The 18271-nt window shown below is 68.2% G+C and carries 16 protein-coding genes and 3 tRNA genes; 4 read left to right on the forward strand and 15 right to left on the reverse strand.

What is annotated here, in order from left to right; genetic code table 11:
- Window positions 1-63: 63 nt before the first annotated feature.
- The 9 genes from LV475_RS02490 to LV475_RS11020 all read right to left on the reverse strand — a co-directional run bounded on the left by LV475_RS02490 (window position 64) and on the right by LV475_RS11020 (window position 10063).
- On the reverse strand, window positions 64-387 hold the full coding sequence (locus LV475_RS02490) for an H-NS histone family protein (RefSeq protein ID WP_156574744.1): 324 nt from the start codon (window positions 385-387) through the stop codon (window positions 64-66).
- Between the two features lie 499 nt (window positions 388-886).
- Window positions 887-2620: a flagellar hook-length control protein FliK gene (locus LV475_RS02495; protein WP_250105707.1), complete on the reverse strand. Its 1734-nt coding sequence runs from the start codon at window positions 2618-2620 to the stop codon at window positions 887-889.
- The gene (gene fliJ, locus LV475_RS02500; protein ID WP_156574748.1) at window positions 2617-3084 is read right to left on the reverse strand and encodes a flagellar export protein FliJ; all 468 of its coding nucleotides are present in this window, start codon (window positions 3082-3084) and stop codon (window positions 2617-2619) included. Before fliJ ends, LV475_RS02495 begins: the two co-directional genes overlap by 4 nt.
- Window positions 3085-3098: 14 nt before the next feature.
- Entirely contained in the window at window positions 3099-4463 is a 1365-nt protein-coding gene (fliI, locus tag LV475_RS02505) for a flagellar protein export ATPase FliI (RefSeq protein ID WP_211238781.1), read from the reverse strand.
- On the reverse strand, window positions 4456-5313 hold the full coding sequence (locus LV475_RS02510; RefSeq protein WP_250105708.1) for a FliH/SctL family protein: 858 nt from the start codon (window positions 5311-5313) through the stop codon (window positions 4456-4458). The genes fliI and LV475_RS02510 overlap by 8 nt, the downstream gene beginning before the upstream one ends.
- Window positions 5300-6340 carry a flagellar motor switch protein FliG gene (gene fliG / locus LV475_RS02515; protein ID WP_136866389.1) on the reverse strand — a complete coding sequence of 347 codons (1041 nt, stop codon included), beginning with the start codon at window positions 6338-6340 and terminating at the stop codon, window positions 5300-5302. The genes LV475_RS02510 and fliG overlap by 14 nt, the downstream gene beginning before the upstream one ends.
- Window positions 6341-6345: 5 nt before the next feature.
- The gene (gene fliF / locus LV475_RS02520; RefSeq protein ID WP_250105709.1) at window positions 6346-8130 is read right to left on the reverse strand and encodes a flagellar basal-body MS-ring/collar protein FliF; all 1785 of its coding nucleotides are present in this window, start codon (window positions 8128-8130) and stop codon (window positions 6346-6348) included.
- A gap of 50 nt (window positions 8131-8180) precedes the next feature.
- Window positions 8181-8534 carry a flagellar hook-basal body complex protein FliE gene (fliE, locus tag LV475_RS02525; protein ID WP_197039112.1) on the reverse strand — a complete coding sequence of 118 codons (354 nt, stop codon included), beginning with the start codon at window positions 8532-8534 and terminating at the stop codon, window positions 8181-8183.
- Window positions 8535-8623: 89 nt separating this feature from the next.
- On the reverse strand, window positions 8624-10063 hold the full coding sequence (locus LV475_RS11020; RefSeq protein WP_284047157.1) for a sigma-54 interaction domain-containing protein: 1440 nt from the start codon (window positions 10061-10063) through the stop codon (window positions 8624-8626).
- Between the two features lie 297 nt (window positions 10064-10360).
- On the opposite strand from LV475_RS11020, the gene fliK reads away from it, so the two are divergent.
- Entirely contained in the window at window positions 10361-11917 is a 1557-nt protein-coding gene (gene fliK, locus LV475_RS02535) for a flagellar hook-length control protein FliK (protein ID WP_250105710.1), read from the forward strand.
- Complete coding sequence (locus LV475_RS02540) at window positions 11914-12261, forward strand: EscU/YscU/HrcU family type III secretion system export apparatus switch protein (protein ID WP_156574759.1); 348 nt, start codon at window positions 11914-11916, stop codon at window positions 12259-12261. The genes fliK and LV475_RS02540 overlap by 4 nt, the downstream gene beginning before the upstream one ends.
- A gap of 62 nt (window positions 12262-12323) precedes the next feature.
- Here LV475_RS02540 and LV475_RS02545 read toward each other — a convergent pair.
- The 5 genes from LV475_RS02545 to LV475_RS02565 all read right to left on the reverse strand — a co-directional run bounded on the left by LV475_RS02545 (window position 12324) and on the right by LV475_RS02565 (window position 15611).
- A tRNA-His gene (locus LV475_RS02545) sits at window positions 12324-12399 on the reverse strand.
- Window positions 12400-12436: 37 nt separating this feature from the next.
- A tRNA-Arg gene (locus LV475_RS02550) sits at window positions 12437-12513 on the reverse strand.
- Between the two features lie 18 nt (window positions 12514-12531).
- Window positions 12532-12608, reverse strand: a tRNA-Pro gene (locus LV475_RS02555).
- 143 nt (window positions 12609-12751) lie between these two features.
- Window positions 12752-15043, reverse strand: a complete 2292-nt coding sequence (gene ptsP, locus LV475_RS02560) for a phosphoenolpyruvate--protein phosphotransferase (RefSeq protein ID WP_136866394.1) — start codon at window positions 15041-15043, stop codon at window positions 12752-12754.
- Window positions 15033-15611 (reverse strand): RNA pyrophosphohydrolase, encoded by a 579-nt coding sequence (locus LV475_RS02565; RefSeq protein WP_136866395.1) that lies wholly within the window; start codon window positions 15609-15611, stop codon window positions 15033-15035. The genes ptsP and LV475_RS02565 overlap by 11 nt, the downstream gene beginning before the upstream one ends.
- Window positions 15612-16030: 419 nt before the next feature.
- On the opposite strand from LV475_RS02565, the gene LV475_RS02570 reads away from it, so the two are divergent.
- Complete coding sequence (locus LV475_RS02570) at window positions 16031-16705, forward strand: histidinol-phosphatase (protein ID WP_136866396.1); 675 nt, start codon at window positions 16031-16033, stop codon at window positions 16703-16705.
- 58 nt (window positions 16706-16763) lie between these two features.
- Here LV475_RS02570 and dcd read toward each other — a convergent pair whose 3' ends face one another.
- Window positions 16764-17345 carry a dCTP deaminase gene (gene dcd / locus LV475_RS02575; protein WP_250105711.1) on the reverse strand — a complete coding sequence of 194 codons (582 nt, stop codon included), beginning with the start codon at window positions 17343-17345 and terminating at the stop codon, window positions 16764-16766.
- A 215-nt stretch (window positions 17346-17560) separates the two neighbouring features.
- Here dcd and LV475_RS02580 point away from each other — a divergent pair, with 215 nt between their 5' ends.
- The gene (locus tag LV475_RS02580) at window positions 17561-18220 is read left to right on the forward strand and encodes a DUF1134 domain-containing protein (protein ID WP_247709474.1); all 660 of its coding nucleotides are present in this window, start codon (window positions 17561-17563) and stop codon (window positions 18218-18220) included.
- Window positions 18221-18271: the final 51 nt, after the last annotated feature.

Consider the following 18271-nt stretch of genomic DNA (forward strand, 5'->3'; position numbering starts at 1 on the left):
CCCTGCCGTTCGGCAGGGCCCTCTCGATTCGTGCCATTCCGGTCATCGACCGGAATCGACAACTCAGATGCGGAAGTCCTCGAGCTTCTTGCCCTTGTTGAGCTCGTCGACCAGCCAGTTGGGGCGCTTGCCGCGGCCGGACCAGGTCTGCGACGGGTTGGCCGGGTTCATGTACTTGGCCGGCAGTTTCTTGCCCGCCTGCTTGCTGCCCTTTTCCAGGCCAAAGATATCGGCCACGGTGGTGTTGAGCTCGTTGGCCAGGGCCTCGGCCTCGCGGCGCAACTCCATCACGCGTTGCTTGCTGCGCTCGCGCAGGGCCTGCTCGGCGTCATTGACCAGTTTCTTGAGTTCGTCGGCCGACAGGTTCTTTACGTCGAATTGGCTCATCTGGATAACTACCCCCGAAAAATAATGGGCGAAAACGTAATGGGCGGAATGGGATTCAATCGAATCGACACTCTCGACGGAGAAAGCCGCGCTTTCCATGGCCCGGCCCGATACCCCGGAAATCTAGCCCATTAAATCAGACCGGTCAACGCCCCGGGAGATAAAACCCGTTGAATAGAAAGATCACTCCCGAGCCCATTCGGCTCGTCAACGTTGATAACGCCCATGTTTCTTCGAACCCCACACACACGAAAACGCATCCCGAATTATTTCCAAACGGCAACAACCACCACTCGAACGGGCAATGACCGCAGGGGCGCGAATCAAAAAAGGGGTCGCCTGGCGGCCCCTTGGAAAAAACCACCCCGCGCATGCCAACTCGGGTAAATCACCCCCCCAGCCAAGTCAACCCGAAGAAACCCGCCTGGCTCGGGACGGCGTGTATTGCACGCCGCCCCCATCACCGGACCATCTTCCGCTCGAGTCGCCCCGGGGCGCGTCAGGCAAACAGGTCGAGGACCAGACGCCCGGCGCCTCGATCATCGCTGCCATCCGCCCCGTCAGCACCGACGGCGGCCAGTTCGGCCGCATCCGCATCACCGGACTGGCCGGCGCCCCCGCCGGCCTCACCCGTGTTGGACTCGCCACCCTCGTCGGCATCGGCCAATTGCTGGCCGAAGTCGCTTTCCTGACCAAGATCGACCTCGACCTCGCTATTGGCAAGGCCGGCCTCCTGCAACCATTCCTTGAGGCGAGGCAACTGCTGTTCGAGCAGGCCCTGCGCGGTGGCGTTGGTGGCCGTCAGTGCGATGCGGGTCTCGTCTCCCTGGGTCTCGATCGCGATCTTCAGCGGCCCGAGATCGGCAGGCCGCAGTTCGATACTCGCCTTGGAGACCCCCTTGCCGACCATCCACTGGATCTGCTGGCCCAACTGCGCCGGCATCTGGGGGTTGGGGGTCCCGGCCGCCGCCTGCCCGGTGAAGATGCCCGAGCCCGGCGCGGCGCTGGACGTCATCGACGCGGGGCTGCCAGCCAGACCGGTGGTGGCATTCGGGTTTCCACTCAAGGCGGACTCCGACTCACCACGCGGGGCACCCTGCCCCTGCAACCCGTTGAGTGCCGACCAGCGAGTCAGCGGGGCGCGCTCGCGTGCCACGGTACTCGCCTCGCTGCCGGTCAGGCCCAGCGCGGCACTGACCGGCCCGCCGGTCCAATCCGCATTCCGGGCCGACTCGGCGCCGGCGTTACCACCCAGCCGCACGGACTCGTTCGACCCGGCCGCACGACGCCCCGTTTCGGCAAAGCGCCAATTCCCGTCCCAGCCGGCTTGCCCATCGCCACGAGACGCCGCCATGCCGCGGGCCGCCAGGACCTCGCCACCGGCAGCCGCCTGGGCCCGCTGCAATGCCTGCTCCAGTGCCTGCATCTGCCCCAGGAGGCCGGCAGGCATCGCGGAGGCATCGCCGGCGCGGCCGCCCTGGAGCTCGGCCCGGGCATCGACCAGACCGTCACGCAGGCTCGCCAGGCGATCCATCAGGCCCTCCAGCGCAGCGGGCGCTTGCGCCTGGTCCGTGTCGAATGACTGCCTGAGGCTTGCCAGCGCCTCGGTCAGCGCCTCCACCTGGGCACCGAGTTCGGCCATCGTTGACGACGTCCCGGCCGTCGATTCGAGCAACGCATCACCCTCGCCACCAGCTTGGCCACCATCTGGGACTCCTGGCTGGCGGGCGCCTTCCGCCCCCGGCCAGCCCCCGACAAACGATCGGCCACCGGCCGGGTCCTCGCCGGCACCCGGCATCCGACCCGCTCCCGGCCCGCCCTCAAGGCGGGCGATACGTTCCTCAAGCTCACCGACCAGATCGTCCAGCGCCGAGCGCAACGAGTCGATCCCGGCCGGCTCGGCATCCGCCCCGGCCTGGCCAGCGGACGCCCCCTTCCCTGCCGCGCCGCCCAGCGCCTCGCGCAGCTTGGCCAGCTGATCGGCCAATCCCTCCAACGCCTCGGCAAACGCCTTGCCGCCCGAGGCGCCCGGGCCGCCCTTCGTCGCGGCTCCCGCCCCCTCGATCGGACCATCGGCCTTGAAACGACCCTGCGCCGAGGCCATCAGGCGGGCGAATTCCTCGCGCGACCCGCCACCAAGACCCGCGGCCAGCCGGCCGGCCTTGCCCTCGCCCGTACCGAGCAGGCGGCCCAGCCCCTCGATGCCTGTCTTGCCTTCGCCGATCTGACTCATTGCATTCCCCCTGTTCCGCCCCCGCGCGCGGCCTTGGCCGCGCCATGCTGATCCATTACCTGCTGCTCGGCCCGATCGGCACGGCGCCGGATCGAATCACGATAGCGCTGGCTCAGACGGTCGACCGACTCGTTGCGCGCATGCGCCTCGCGGGCATCATTGGACCGCTGGCTCAGTTGTTCTTCCAGGTCGCGGACCACCTTGCGCTGATGCTCGATGGTTTCCTCGATCCGGGCCATGAACTGCCGGTAGTTCTGCAGCGCGAAGGCGCGATTACGCCCCTCGGCGGCAAACCCCAGGTTGTTGGTGTATTCAGTGAAGTAGCCCTCGAGGTCGGCCAGCCGCTGGCGCTGGGCGTCAAGCTCCCGCTGCACCTCACGACGGCGACGGCTGGCGAGATCGGCCTGGTGGCCCATCACCCGCCCGGCATTGCCGAGGGATTTCAGACGTTGCGTGTCACTCATGCTCGCTCACCCCGTCAATCCGAATGCAGCAGGTCGACCAGTGCGTCGATGCTCGAAGGCATGTCGGCCGGCTCGTTCATCGACTGCGACAGGAAGGCCTCGAGGTCGGGCTGGATGTCGATCACCCGGTCGAGGCGCGCGTCCTGGCCACGGCGATAGGCCCCCACGGCGATCAGGTCGCGGTTCTCGCGATAGGTCGCCGCCAACTCCTTGAATCGCCGCATCAAGGATAGATGATCCGGGTCGACCAGCTTGGGCATCAGCCGGGAGATCGAGGCCTCGACGTCGATCGCCGGGAATCGACCGCGCTCGGCGATCTCGCGCGAGAGCACGATGTGCCCATCGAGGATCGCCCGCGCGGCATCGGCCACCGGGTCGTTCAGGTCGTCACCCTCGACGAGCACGGTGTAAAAGGCGGTGAGACTGCCCTGGCGGTTCTCGCTGTTGCCGGCACGCTCGACCAGCTTGGGCAGGTGCGCGAACACCGAGGGCGGATAGCCCTTGGTCGCCGGCGGCTCGCCGATCGCGAGACCGATCTCCCGCTGGGCCTGCGCGTAGCGGGTCAGCGAATCCATCAAGAGCAACACGTCGAAACCCTGGTCGCGGAAATGCTCGGCGATCGAGCTGGCCAGGTTCGCGCCGTGCAAACGCATCAAGGCCGAGCTGTCGGCGGGCGCGGCCACCACGACCGCGCGCTCGCGCGCCTCGTCGTCGAGGATCTCGCTGACGAACTCGGCGACCTCGCGGCCCCGCTCGCCCACCAGACCGACCACGATGATCTGCGCTCGGGTGTAGCGGGTCATCATGCCGAGCAGCACACTCTTGCCCACACCGGAGCCCGCGAAGATACCCATGCGCTGGCCGCGGCCGACCGTCATCAGGGCATTGATCGCTCGCACGCCGACGTCCAGCGGCTCGGTGATCTCGCGGCGCTTCAAGGGGTTGATCGGCCGGCCATGCAGGTTGACCGAGGCATCCCCGGTCAACCGCTCGCCGTCGTCGATCGGCCGGCCACGGGCGTCGAGCACCCGGCCGAGCAGTTGTTCGCCCATCGGCACGCGGCTGGCCGCGCCGAGGTTCTTGACCCGGCAGCCCGGACCGACGCCCTGGGTGGTCTCCAGCGGCATCAGGTAGGTCGCCTCCTCGGCAAAGCCCACCACCTCGGCCTCGAAGCGCCGCCCCTGCGGGTCGGTCACCTCGCATTGATCGCCGATCAGCGCCGAGAGACCGCGGGCCTCCAGCGCCAGGCCCACCACGCGCACGATTCGCCCCTCGGAGGCCGCCGCCGGGGCATCCACCCGCGCGGTCGTCCCCATCAGGCGTCGCGCCCAGTTCAGCGAGACATCGGCACTGGGATCGCGCAGTCCGGGATCAGTCATCGTCGCGCTCCTCCGATCGCGGGGCATCGCTCGCGGGTGCCGAGTCGTGATCGGTACCCGGATCGGCATCCGGCCCATCCGACGAGGTCTCGTTGGGTTGTGCCGGGGCCTCGGCCGGTTCGTCGGATTGAGCCGACCCCGATGGGGTGGCGGCCGTTTCCGGGACGGGCTGGTCCGGGCCGGGGTAGACCCGACCGATCAGGTGATCGAGCGTGGCCGCCCAGCGATTGGCCAGGCTGGCATCCACCCGGGCATCGCCCGACTCGACGATCACCCCGCCGGCACTGACGGTGGCATCGGCGCGCAGATCGAGGCGCTCGAAACGCGCATCGTCGATCAGCTCGCGCAGGGACGCCTCGTCGGCGGGTGCGCAGCGCAGGGTCACCGAGCGGACCGATACCGGCAGGGCCGCCAGGGCCTCGCGGGCGATCGACGGCAGGCCACTGTTGTCGGCCTGGACCTCGCGGGCCACCATCACCCGGGCGATCTGGGTCGCCAGGGCCGTGAGCTGTTCGGTGACCTCGTCGTCGAGCAAGGCCAGCGGCCGCTCCAGGTGCGAGAGCCAGCCGCGCAGGCGGTTCTCGATTGCCTGGATCTCTTCACGCGCGGCGGCCAGGCCCTCCTGGTAGCCGGCATCGCGTCCCTTCTTCAGACCCGTCTCGTAACCGCGTTTCTCCGCCTCGGCTCGCGCCTCGGCCAGTTCCTCGGCGGTGGCCGGATCGACCTGGTCGCCCGCCTCCTCGACCGGCTCGGCGCTGAAATCCGGCAGCTCCCAGGCATCCACCAGCTCCTGCCAGTCGGTGGCCTCGAGCGGGCGGGTCAGGGTCGGGGCGTCGTCAGATGAACTCATCGCCACCTCCGCCACCCAGGGCGATCTTGCCCTCGTCGGACAACTGACGGGCAACCTGCAGGATTTCCTTCTGCGCGGCCTCCACGTCGGCCAGACGTGTCGGACCCAGGGTCTCGAGATCGTCGCGCATCATCTCGGCGGCGCGACGGGACATGTTGTGGAAGATCTTCTCCTTGAGCTCGGAGTCGGCCCCCTTCATCGCCAGCAGCAGCTTGTCGGCCGGCACCTCGCGCAGCAGGATCTGCAGGCTGCGGTCCTCGACGTCGACCAGGTTGGCGAAGACGAACATCAGGTCCTCGATCTGGGTACCCAGGTCCTCGTCGGTCTCCTTGACCCGGCCCATCAGCTCCTCTTCGACGTTGGATTCGAGGAAGTTCATGATGCCGGCGGCGATCTTCACGCCGCCGACCTTGGAGGACTTGCCACCCTGGGTGCCGGACGCCTGACGCTCCATGATGTCGTCGAGCTCTTCGAGGGCCTGCGGCGAGACGCCTTCGAGGTGCGCGATCCGCAGCACGATGTCGGTGCGGGTGTTCTCCGGCAGCATCTGCAGGATCTCCGCGGCCTGGTCGCTTTCCAGGTGCGAGAGCACGATGGCGATGATCTGCGGGTGCTCGTAGCGGATGATCTCGGCGATCGAGCGCGCGTCCATCCACTTGAGGAACTCGAGGTTGCGGCGGTTGCCCTGCGAGGAGATCCGCTCGAGCAGGCCGGCGGCCTTGTCCTCGCCCAGCGCCCGGGTGAGCACGTTGCGGATGTAGTCGTTCGAGCCCAGCGCGAGACCGGTCTGGTTCTCGAGATCGTCGGAGAATTCGTCCAGGGCGGCCTGGATCTGCGGGCGGGTGACGTTCTTGAGAACGGCCATCGCCTGGCCGATCTTCTGCACCTCACGCGGGTCGAGGTGACCGAAAACGTGCGCCGCGGATTCCTCGCCCAGCGCCATCATCAGGATGGCCGCCTTTTCCGGGCCTTTCAGGCCGGAGAGCGGGCTTTCCTGCGGGAGGTTGGTGTCGGGTGCCTGGGCCATGGAAATCAGTTCTCCTCGTGGGTCCACTGCTTGATCACGGCAGCGACCGCCTTGGGATCGTGGTTGACGCTCTTGCGCAGCTGGCGCAGCTTGTCGGTGTAGCTGGCGTTGCCGATCAGCTCGGGCACGTTGGAGAGATCATCCTCGTCGTAGTCCTCGCCCTCGGGCTGCGCGCGGCGCTCGTCCGGATACTGCGTCGGCATAGTGTACTGCGGCCCCTGATGTCCGGACTGGTCGGTGAGCTCGGTCGAGGTAGCCACCCGTTCGCGACGGCTCTCAGCCAGCATCTTCAACAGCGGTCGGGCAACCAGCAGGAAGACCAGCAGCATGGCCAGACCGATGCCGGCGTTCTTCAGGGTCGCCCAGAACCAGCCCTGTTCCCAGACCGGCGTGGTCACCGGCTCGATGTCCTGGTCGACGAACGGGAAGGTGCTCAGCGTGACCTGGTCGCCACGCGCCTCGTCGATACCCACCGACTGGGCCACCAGCGCGCGCATCTTCTCCAGGCGCTCGGTGCGGGCCTGGGCGGCCGCCTCCGCGGCGGCCTCGTCCTCGGCATCGGCCGGCGCCTCGCCGCTGGTTGCGTTCTCGTCGAGCAGGACCGCGACACTGAGCTTTTCAATCTGGCCGCTGGCGAACTGGGTGTGCTCGATGTTGCGATCGACGTTGTAGTTGCGCGTCTCGTTACGGTCGCTGTCGATCGGCGTCTGCACCAGGGTCTGGAATTCCTCGACGGTCAGATCCTGCGGCGGCACCAGGCCACCCTCGCCACCGTCCGGGTTGACCTCGCCGCCACCCGGCGGCTGGTTGGCGATCGCCCCCGGCATGCCGACCACGCCATCGCCTCCCCCCAGCGAGCGGACGGTCTCGTTGACCTGCTCGCTCAGGAGCACGCCCTCGCCCGGCCCGTAGGTCTGGCTGGTGCCCTCGCGACGGGAGAAGTCGATCTCGGCGGAGACCTGCGCGCGAACGCGATCCGAGCCCACGATCGGGGCGAGCAACGACTCGATCCGCCGCGCGTAGGCCTGTTCAAGATTCTGACGGTACTGGAACTGGCGGCTGGTCAGACCCATGCCGGCGGCATCGTCGCCGGTATTGGTCAGCAGGTTGCCGCCCTGGTCGACCACGCTGACGTTCTCGGGCGAGAGGTCGTTAATGCTGGACGCCACCAGGTGAACGATGCCGTTGACCTGGCCTCGGCTGAGCGTGCTGCCGCCCTTGATGTCGACCACGACCGAGGCGGTGGGCGTCTTGCGGTCGCGCACGAACACCGACTTCTCCGGCTGGGCGATGTGCACCCGCGCGGCGCGGATCGCACCGATCGTCTGGATCGAACGGGCCAGCTCGGTCTCGATCGCGCGGCGGTAGCGCGCCTGCTCGATGAACTGACTGGTGCCGAGCGACTGGTCCTGGTTGAGCATCTCCAGCCCGACGCCATCACCGCCCGGCAACCCCTGCTGGGCCATCAGCATGCGGATCTCCGGCAGGCGATCGGCGCCCACCATTACCGTGCCGTCGGCGGCCAGCTCATAGGGCTCGCCCGCGGTCTTGAGTGCCTCGACCACCTCGGCGGAGGACTGCGCGTCCAGCGACTGATACAGCGGCACCATCGACTTGCCGCTGCCCCAGAGGAAGAAGCCGACCATGAAGGAGATCACCGCCGCCAACGCGATCAGCAGCAGCAACTGTCGGAAACTTGACGACTGCGTGAACGCATCCATCTGCCGGATCCAGCGCGGGCTCTCGCCGCTGCCGGTCGGGGTGGTGGTGATAGCAGAACCTTGGGCCATGACGTTATGTCCGAATCAGGAGAATACGGGTGACGGGATAGAACGAGGCATCAGAGCGGCATGTTCATGACCTTCTCGTAGGCCTGAACCAGTCGATTGCGCACCTGCAGGGTCGCCTCGAAGGCCACGGAAGATCGTTGCGAGGCGAGCATGACCTCGGTGAGCGTCACCTGGTCGTCACCCGCCTGCAGCCGGTTTTTGAGATCGCCCGTGGTCTGCTGCAGCTCGTTGACCTGCCCGACCGCCTGGGTCAGGGCATCGGCGAAATTGCTGCGTTCGACCTCATTGACGCCCTGCGCCGCCGGATTGACGGCCTCCGGGCCGGCCGGGCGCTGGGTGGCCTGAGTACGCAGCTGCTGCATCTGGGAAAGGATCTGGTCGACGGACATGTCGTTGCCGCTCATGGACCCACCTCGTTGACTGTCGCGGATTGACTTGCGCAGTCACTTGCACGAGGTGTGCCAAAAGGGCCAAGGGATCGACCGATCGCGGCTCAGCCGATCTGATACTTACGCATCTTCTCGACCAGGGTGGTCCGCCGGATGCCCAGCAGGCGCGCGGCCCGGGCGACCACGGCATCGGCCTGCGCCAGGGCGGCCTGGATCCAGGCCTGCTCGATCGCCTCGAGCTGCGACTTCAGCGAGATGCCGTCTTCCGGCAGGGTCAGGTCGCAATCCTCGACCTCCTCCGGGGTCAGCGGCAGACGCGGGCCGATGTTCTCGGTCAGCGACCAGATGCTGCGCGGGTCCGGGTCGAGGCGCTCGGTGGTCCGGTAATCGGCCGGCGGATCGACCGGTTGGGCGGCCTCCTGCCGCGCGGCCGGGGCCGGTTCCGGCTCGGCCGGGCCGAGATGCTGCAGGTGGGCGGGCAGATCCGCCACGCGTGCCGGACGGTCCGCGGCGAGGATGCCGATGCGCTCGAGCACGTTGGCCAGCTCGCGGACATTGCCGGGCCAGTCGTGCTGCTTGAGCACCGAGATGACCGCGTCGGTCAGTTCGGGCGCTGGCCGCCCGTCGCGCCGCAGTCGTTCGACCAGGGCATTGGCGATCTCGGGCAGGTCGTCGCGCAGGGCGCGCAGCGGTTGGGTCTGGATCGGGAAGACGTTGAGGCGGTAGTACAGATCCTGACGGAACTTGCCGTCGTCGACCATGGACAGCAGGTCGCGGTGCGTCGCCGCCACGATGCGCACGTCGGCATCGAACGAGGAGCTGCCACCGACCCGCTCGAACTTGCGCTCCTGGAGCACGCGCAGGATCTTGACCTGCATGGAGAACGGCATGTCGCCGATCTCGTCGAGGAAGATGGTGCCGCCCTGGGCCAGCTCGAAGCGTCCCTTGCGCTGGGTGATCGCCCCGGTGAAGGCGCCCTTCTCGTGGCCGAACAACTCGGACTCGAGCAGCTCGCCGGGGATGGCGCCGCAGTTGACCGGCACGAAGGGCTTGTCGGCACGCTCGGAGAGCATGTGGATCATGCGGGCGACCACTTCCTTGCCGGTACCGGTCTCGCCGAGGATCAGCACGGTGGCATCCGTCGGCGCCACCTGGGCCACCTCGTGACGCACCCCCTCGAGTGCCGGGCTGCTGCCGATCAGCCCCCGGTTCTCCTGGCGCAGCCGCTCGCCGTGCCAACGGCTCTTCATCGGCGCGAGTACGGCCTGCAACGTCTCCAGCGGGACCGGCCAGGGCAGCTGGGCCTGCGGCGGACGCGTCGGGGTGCCGTCGAGCTCGCCCAGGACCACCCAGGGTGCACACTCGATCTTGTCGTCGTTCGCCACGCCGTCGGCCGCGAAGGTCAGGCGACACAGCGGCCCGTCGCTCCCCGCCGGGTCGGAGCCGACGCAGGTGTCGAAACCGAGCAGCGTCAGTTGCTCGTTCAGCAACGACGCCTCCGGCGCCTTGCTGTCGATCCAGCAAAGGGGTTGAGGCCGCGGCATGCTCTTCTCCTGGGTGCTCGGCGGTCGTGGGTGCCGCCGATTCTTGTCGTTTTTTGTTGGCTCTTCGTGCGTGTTCCGAGCAAACTGTCGCAATCCGCTCGTCGCGGCCTGCCTCAACCCTTGAGCGGGCAGCCACGACAATCACGGAGCGAAAAAGTTCCCGAGAAAACTAGCGTGACCCTGGTGGCATGTCAAAACATTGTCACTCACAGGGAAATTCCGTGAATCTCGCTGTGGCTTGTGAGCGACACCGGCGCGCCCTACCATCGACGGTAACCGCCCCCGACCGGAGCCTGCATGAAGATTCTCAAGGTCGAACAGCCCGGTCAGACCACCCCCGCGGGACAGGTCCTTCGCCTGCAGACCGGGCAGCGCCTCGCCGCCATCTCGCTGTCGGATGCCCGGCCGGGTGAGCGCGCGACCCTGTCGGTGGCCGGCGGCCAGTTGCAGGTCACCACCCAGCACCCACTCAAGGCGGGCCAGGCGATCGACCTGGAGGTCACCCGATTGGGCGAACAGGTTCACCTGCGCCCGCTCGGCCCGCCGCCGGACCCTCGTCAACTCGACCAGGCCCAGCTGACCCGCAACCTGCTCCAGGCCCTGGCGCGGGTGGGCACGGCAGGTGCCAGCAACACCCCCGGGGCCGCCGCACCGGCCACCCCGACATCCGTGGCGGCCAGTCTCGCCCAGGCGCAAACCGCCCCAACACCATTCACTCAGGCGCAGATCACCCCGGCACAGACCAACCCGCTGCCCAGCCCCCAGGCCTCGCCCGCGGCAGGCGCGGCCCGGGGCACTCCAGGCAACGCCGCGGTGCCCGCGCCGCCGGCCAGCCCGTCACCGTCCCAGGCAACCGGCACGGCGGGCGGGGCAACCGCGTCGATACCGGCGGCGATCCTGCAGGCCACCCGCCCCGGAGGCGGTGCTGCGGCCACCGAATCGATGCTGCGCACGGCGCTCAGCCAGGGCGTGACCAGCGGGACAGCGACCACGGGGCCCGGTGCCGCGACACAGGCCACCGCCGCCTTGGCGACACCGGCCGTCTCGTCGCCCTCTGCCCAGACGGTCCCGCCCGGCCTCAATGGCCTCCTGCCACTGCTCTCGGCGCTACGCGAACCGCGCCTGATCCAGGGGCTGGTCGCCGGTTGGCTTGCCACGGCGGACAACCCCGCGCGACCACCCAACCCGCTGGCCGGGGTCGGCGGCCCCATGCCGGCACCCGCGGGCCAGGGGCTGACGGAGACCCCGCTCGGCAGCCTGCTGCAACAGGCCGCGCGCAGCCTGCGCGCCCAGCCCGACCTCGCCCCGCGTGACCCGGCCGCACGCCAGGCCACCCTCGAGTTCATGCAGCGGATCGGCGACCAGGTCGAGCGCAGCCAGCTGGCCACCGCCCTGTCCCAGGGCGCGGCCGGTGCGGCGGCCGGGACGCAGACCGGTCCCAACCAGCCGACCTGGTTGCTGGAGATCCCGCTGCAGCTGGCCAACGAGGCCCACGCGCTGCGCCTGGGCATCCGCGAGGAAGATGAATCGGGCGAGGCGCGTAGCGGCGGCGGGCGGTGGCGGATCGATCTGGCGATGGAATGGCCCCGGCTGGGGCCCCTGCACGCGGCGCTGGTGATGCAGGGCGAGCGGATCGACGTCGACCTGTTTGCCGATCAACCAGAGACGGTCACCCTCCTCGAGACCACGCGACCGACGCTGGCCCAGGCGTTGTCCGATTCGGGCCTCACGCCCGGGCGCCTCGGCACCTACCCCGGCCCGCCACCGGCGAGCGCGCGGGCACGGCTCGAACCCGACACGAACGGGGCCGCAGGCACGTCCGCACCAGACGGCTTTCTGAGTGAGCAGGCATGACGGAACGCGACGAGACGCGCCATACCCAGTCGAAACCGCGGCGCGCCATCGCGCTGGCCTACGACGGCACGGACGTGCCGCAGGTGGTGGCTACCGGACAGGACGAGCTGGCCCGTCGCATTATCGAGGTGGCCCGCGAGAACGACGTCCCGGCGGTGGAAGACCCGATGCTCGCTCGGGCCCTGGCGGAGATCGATCTGGGCGACCGCATCCCCGAAGCCCTGTTCCGGGCGGTGGCCGAGGTGCTCAGCTACGCGCTCTACGTCAACGACCGCCATGAGGAGGTACTGCGTCGCGCCCGCGAACGGGTGGATGAACGCGACCGCAATCGGGACCAGGAGTGAGTCGCAACGCCGCCGGACACGAAAAAGCCCGCCGTGAGAGGCGGGCTTTTCCAACGCTATGGTGGGGTGACTGATGGGATTCGAACCCACGACCACCGGAATCACAATCCGGGGCTCTACCAACTGAGCTACAGTCACCATCGAAAGGTTTTCACCGTTCATCCTGGTGCGCTTATGGCGCGCCCGGCAGGACTCGAACCCGCAACCCTCGGCTTAGAAGGCCGATGCTCTATCCGGTTGAGCTACAGGCGCAAGTTTCGGCTAATTCACTGGTCGGAGTGGAGGGATTCGAACCCCCGACCACCTGGTCCCAAACCAGGTGCGCTACCAGACTGCGCTACACTCCGTTCGCCGTCATCGCGCAAACGCGCCTCGTCCGCCGGAGCGGTTTCGGCCCGTGCCGGTGACGAAGGTGCGCCATGATAGGCATCGACCGGGGCCAAGTCAATTGCCCCCGGGAAGCTCCGAACCGATCTCCCCGGATCGGCGGTCAGTGACGCCCCGCGCGGATCAGGCCGCCCAGGCCGCGATCCTCCAGCGCCTGGTTCAGCAGGGTGCGAATCTCGGCGGGCCGTTCGCAGCGCATGGCCTCCTCGAGCAACGCCTGGGCATCGGCGTGCGAGAAGCTGCGGATCACCCACTTGATCCGCGGCAGCGACCCGGCGCTCATCGACAGCGAATGGATGCCCATCCCCAGTAGCAACACGGCCCCAAGCGGGTCGCCGGAAAGCTCGCCGCAAACGGCCACTTCGCAGTCCTGGCGCGCGCCAGCGGAGCAGACGTCACGGATCGCGGCGAGCACCGCCGGATGCAGGGCGTCGTAGCGCGAGGCGACCCGCTCGTTGTTACGGTCGATCGCGAGCAGGTACTGGGTCAGATCGTTGGTGCCGATGGAGAGGAAGTCGCAGCGGCTGGCCAGCGCGTCGGCCTGGTAGACCGCCGAGGGCACCTCGATCATCACCCCGATCTTGGGCCGCTGGATCTCGCCGACCTCCTCGGACACCTCGTCGAACGCCTGGGCGATGTAGGCCAGCGACTGGTCGAGCTCGTCGACCGCCGAGATCATCGGCAGCAGGATATGCAAATTGTTCAGGCCCGCCGAGGCCTTGAGCATCGCCCGGATCTGGGTGAGGAAGATCTCCGGGTGGTCCAGCACCAGCCGGATGCCACGCCAGCCGAGGAACGGGTTGTCCTCGCGGATGGGGAAATACGACAGCGGCTTGTCGCCACCCACATCCAGCGTGCGTAGCACCACGGGCTTGCCGGCGAAGGTCTCGAGCGCCTCGCGGTAGATATGCGCCTGCTCCTCCTCGCCGGGGAACTGCTTGCGGATCTGGAACGGCACCTCGGTGCGGTACAGGCCGATGCCCTCGGCACCGACGGTCAGCGACGGCGCCATGTCCGAGAGCAGGCCGATGTTGACGTGCATGGCGACACGCACGCCGTCGGAGGTCAGTGCCGGCTCGTCGCGCAGGGCGGCGAGCTCTTCGGTCAGCTCCGCCTCCTCGCGGGCCAGCCGCTGCATCTCCTCACGGAGCGAGCCGCGCGGACGGACCACGACCAGGCCGCGATAGCCGTCGACCACCACCTCCTTGTTGCGCAGCCGGGAAATTGGCAGGTCGGACACACCCATCGCCGCCGGCACACCCAGTGCGCGGGCGAGGATCGCGAGATGCGAGGAGCCCGAGCCGGTCGAGGAGACGATGCCGACCAGCCGCTCGGTGGGCACCTCGGCCAGGTGCGAGGCGGACAGGTCATTGCCCACCAGCACGATCTGATCCGGCCACTCGGTCGGCCCGGCACTCTCGGCGTGCAGCTTGTGCAGCACCCGGTTGCCCAGATCGCGGATGTCCTGGGCCCGTTCACGCAGGTAGGCATCGCTCATCTGCTCGAACACCGCCGCGTGCTCGGCGATCGCATCGCGCAACGCGGCCCCGGCCCACTGGCCCGCGCGGATGTGCTGCTCGATCGCCTCGACCAGCGAGCCACCCGAGAGCATGCGGATGTAGGCATCGAACAGCAGGTTCTCCTCCTCGCTACCGGAGGCCCGCGCAAAATCGATCTTGAGTTGCTCGAATTCCTGGCGGACCGCCTCGATGGCGCTGTCGAGCACGCCCAACTCGTGGTCGATGTCGTCGACCTCGCGATCCTCGACCATCTCCAGCGACTGGCCGTCGGCGACCACCACCGCGGTGCCGAAGACCACGCCCGGCGAGCCCGGTAGGCCGCGGGCGGAGAACGCCGAATCGAAGCCGCCCGGCTCGTTGCCGGTGCGCATCAGCTCGCCGCTGGCGCGGGCGTGACGGATGGCGGAGGCCAGCTGCGTGGCCAAGGTGACCACGAAGGACTCCTGGTCGTCTGAGAAGCGGCGGCGCTCGCGGGCCTGGACGACCAGCACGCCCAGCACGTCGCCGCGGTGGATGATCGGCACGCCCAGAAAGCCGTGGTAGGGCTCCTCGCCGATGTCGGTGACGAACTTGAAGGCCGGGTGGAGCGAGGCGTCCTCGAGGTTGATCACCTCCGCCCGGCGCGCGACCAGGCCGACCAGACCCTCGTCGAGGGCCAGCGAGACCTGGCCGACCATCGACTTGTTCAGGCCCTCGGTCGCCTGCAGCACCAGGCTGGGCTCGACGGCCTCGGCCTCGTCGCCGCCCAGCACGTAGACCGAGCAGACCGAGACGTCGAGCGCCGACTGGACCCGGCGGGCAATCAGGTCGAGCGCCGCCCGCAGGTCCGCCGACTTCGAGACCTCGGTGACGATCTGGCGGAGTTCATCGAGCATCGCGATGCCCCGCCGCGGCCAAGCCGGCCGGTGACGCCTGCTCGATGCGCCGCTCGAGCTGTTCGGGCAGGCACTCGTCCGGGCATTCGGCGGGCACGCCCTCGAGGAAAGGGGCGAGCTGGTGCAACGCCTGGAAATAGACGGTGCGCTTGAAGTAGATCACTTCGGGCAGGATCGACCAGAACGGACGCCATTCCCAGCCGTCGAATTCGGGCTTGTGGGAGGCATTGAGATCGAAGGCGCTCTCGTCGGTGCGCAGGCGCAGCAGGAACCATTTCTGCTTCTGACCGATGCAGACGGGATGGACGTGACGACGCACCATGTTGCGCGGCAGGCGGTAGCGGAGCCAGCCGCGGGTCCAGGCCATCACCGAGACGTGCTCGGGCAGCAGCCCCACCTCCTCGCGCAGCTCACGGTACATGGCCTCCAGCGGCCGCTCCTCGGCGTTGATGCCGCCTTGCGGAAACTGCCAGGAACGATGCCCGACCCGCTTGCCCCAGAAGACCTCGCCTCGCTGGTTGCACACGATGATCCCGACATTGGGTCGAAAGCCGCTACGGTCAATCACGATTCCACTCTTGCAAAAGTCAGTCGCCAGAAATGGCGGGGCGCGCGGCCCCGCAGGGGCAAACCGCCGAGCCGGCACGAGGCCGTCCGCGGTCACCCAAGTGTCATTGATTCTTTCACAAAACCCCGGGGCGATAAACCGACGCGACCGGGCGCCTAGGCAGGCGCGGGTCACGACGAGTCCGGGGGACTGTCCGCCCCGCCACCCGGCGACGGCGGCACTCCTCCCGATCCCCGCGCCGGCGCCCTTTCGCCGGACCGAAACCCTCGTGCTCGACCGGCCCCGCACCGCCTTGCCGCCCGTCGGACCAAGATCCACACGGGATGGGGTATCATGCGCGCCCGTCGACCCGGCCACGGCCGGGATGCAACGCGATCATGACGGCAGGCGCACCGCGCCCTGCCGCCAGGAGGCCTTTCGTGAAACTCGCCATCTTCGACCTCGACAACACCCTGCTCGCCGGTGATTCCGATCACGCCTGGGGTGCCTTCATGACCGAACACGGCATTGTCGACGCCGACGACTACGCGCGGCACAACGACGAGTTCCTGCGCCACTACCAGCAGGGCACGCTCGACATCGACGCCTACCTGCGCTTTGCGCTGGCACCACTGGCCGAGCACCCGGCCGAGGACCTGGAGGCCTGGCGGGCCGAGTTCATCGAGAGGGACATCCGCCCGCTGATCACCCCGGCGGCGCGCGAGCTGGTCGAATCCCATCGCCGCCGCGGGCACACCCTGATGCTGATCACCGCGACGAACGCCTTCGTCACCGGTCCGATCGCCGAGCTGTTCGACATCCCGCACCTGCTGGCCACCGAGCCCGAACGCCGTAATGGCCGCTACACGGGTCGCTACACCGGCACGCCGACGTTCCAGCACGGCAAGATCCTCGCGCTCGAGGAATGGCTGGAGACCCAGCAGGTGCGCCCGGAGGAGACCTGGTTCTACTCGGATTCGCGCAACGACCTGCCACTGCTCGAGCAGGTCGACCATCCCGCGGCGGTCGACCCGGACCCGGTGCTGCGCCGCGAGGCCGAGGCGCGCGGCTGGCCGGTGCTGGCACTCAACGTCGTCGAGGAACCGGCGGGGTAGGACGAAAAACGCCCCCGGCATCACACCGGGGGCGTTGACGGTGGCGCGCTCGAGGCGATCAGGCGGTCGGCAGGGTCACGCCGCGCTGCCCCTGGTACTTGCCGCCCCGGTCCTTGTAGGAGGTCTCGCAGACCTCGTCGGACTCGAGGAACAGCATCTGCGCGACACCCTCGTTGGCGTAGATCTTCGCCGGGATGGGCGTGGTGTTGGAGAACTCCAGCGTCACGTGGCCCTCCCACTCCGGCTCGAGCGGGGTGACGTTGACGATGATCCCGCAGCGGGCGTAGCTCGACTTGCCCAGGCAGATGGTCAGCACGTTACGCGGGATACGGAAGTACTCGACCGTATGCGCCAGGGCAAAGGAATTGGGCGGGATGATGCAGACGTCGGAATGCACGTCGACGAAGCTGCGCTCGTCGAAGGCCTTGGGGTCGACGATGGTGGTGTTGATGTTGGTGAACACCTTGAAGTGGTTCGAGCAACGCACGTCGTAGCCGTAGCTCGAGGTCCCGTAGGACACCATCGGCTCGGCCTTGCCGTCCGGGCCGGGCATGCTGCGCACCTGACCGGGCTCGAACGGCTCGATCATGCCGTGCTCCTCGGCCATGCGACGGATCCAGCGATCGGACTTGATACTCATTCGGTCATCCCGTTGCAGAAGTTGCCTCAAGGGGCGATGCCGTCGGGCCTTCCCGTGGCAAAGCGCGTATGCTTGCGACAAAACAGCGGGTTGTCAACCGGCCCGGGTCGGCCCGGGATCGAGGCGACCACGCAACTTTTGCGAGCCCCCCCGGTCTGCATGAAGGAATATCGTTCGACATGCCGTTTCACTCTGAACAAGGGATTATGCGAAACATGCAAGGCACTCTCCTCACCTTTCCCCGTCTCTTTCCGTCGGCACCGCGCTCGCGCCTGATGGGGCCGATCGCGGCCCTGGCCGTCGCTCTGTTCCTGAGCGGCTGCGCGAGCGCGCCGACAACCCAGAACGGCGATGGCGGCGCCGACCAGGGCAGCCAGTCCAGCGATCAGACCGAGGGCTACGACAAGTACGAGACCACCCAGGAGGCGGTCGACTTCCTGGGCGGTTCGGCCGAGGGCATCGCCCGGGCGGTCGACCGCGCCTTTGCCGACTACGGCCGTCCCAACGCCATCATCAAGGGCGAGGAAGGCGGCGGCGCGATCGTCGTCGGCCTGCGCTACGGCATGGGCGAGTTCATGGCGAAGTCCGGCGAGAAACAGACCGTCTACTGGCAGGGACCGTCGGTCGGCTGGGACTTCGGTGGCGATGCGGGCCGGGTGTTCATGCTGGTCTACAACCTGCCGCGCCCGGACCTGATCTTCCAGCGCTTCGCCGGCGTCAACGGCTCGGCGTTCGTCGTCGGCGGGGTCGGCATGCAGTACCTGCGCAGCCAGTCGATCGTGGTCGCCCCGATTCGCGTCGGCGTCGGCCTGCGACTGGGGGCCGGCGTGGGCTACACGCAGTTCACGCAGGAACAGTCCTACAACCCGTTCTGACCCGCACCGACTCACTGACCACGAAAAGCGCCGACCTCCCCGGAGGCCGGC

The sequence above is a fragment of the Guyparkeria hydrothermalis genome (genome assembly GCF_023555375.1).
Classification (GTDB): domain Bacteria; phylum Pseudomonadota; class Gammaproteobacteria; order Halothiobacillales; family Halothiobacillaceae; genus Guyparkeria; species Guyparkeria hydrothermalis.